The organism is Mesorhizobium sp. M7A.F.Ca.MR.245.00.0.0 (assembly GCF_003997415.1).
Classification (GTDB): Bacteria; Pseudomonadota; Alphaproteobacteria; order Rhizobiales; family Rhizobiaceae; genus Mesorhizobium.
The window spans coordinates 1-500 of sequence record NZ_RZTE01000116.1 but is presented as its reverse complement, the minus strand read 5'-3'; the positions used below and the strand labels follow the sequence as shown (position 1 = coordinate 500).

Here is a 500-nt window from a genome sequence, read left to right as displayed (position 1 = left end):
TGCGAGGAAGCCTGCACGCTGAACCTCGAGGACATTCCCGTCGCCATCAAGACGGTCGAGCAGGCGATCGCCGACAAGGCTTACGAGACCGGCCATATCAGGCCCTATCCGCCGGAGAAGAAGACCGGCAAGCGCGTCGCCGTCATCGGCTCCGGCCCGGCCGGCATGTCGGCTGCCCAGCAGCTCGGCCGCGCCGGCCACGATGTCCATGTCTACGAGCGCGAAAGCCGGCCCGGCGGGCTGATGCGCTACGGCATTCCCGACTTCAAGATCGAGAAGCACTATATCGACCGGCGCATCGAGCAGATGCAGGGCGAGGGCGTGACCTTCCATTGCGGCGTCAATGTCGGCGTCGACAAGCCGGTTGCCGAGCTGCTCGCCGAACATGACGCCGTACTTTATTGCGGCGGTTCCGAAACGCCGCGCGCGGCCGGCATTCCCGGCGACGATCTCGGCGGCGTGCATGACGCGATGCCCTATCTGGTGCAGCAGAACAGGCG

1 protein-coding gene is annotated in these 500 nt (G+C 66.0%); it reads left to right on the top strand.

Annotation, left to right across the window (positions count from 1 at the left end; translation table 11 throughout):
* Window positions 1-500 (top strand): NAD(P)-binding protein (locus EOB80_RS34325; RefSeq protein ID WP_127332405.1); only part of this gene is annotated, 500 nt, incomplete at both ends.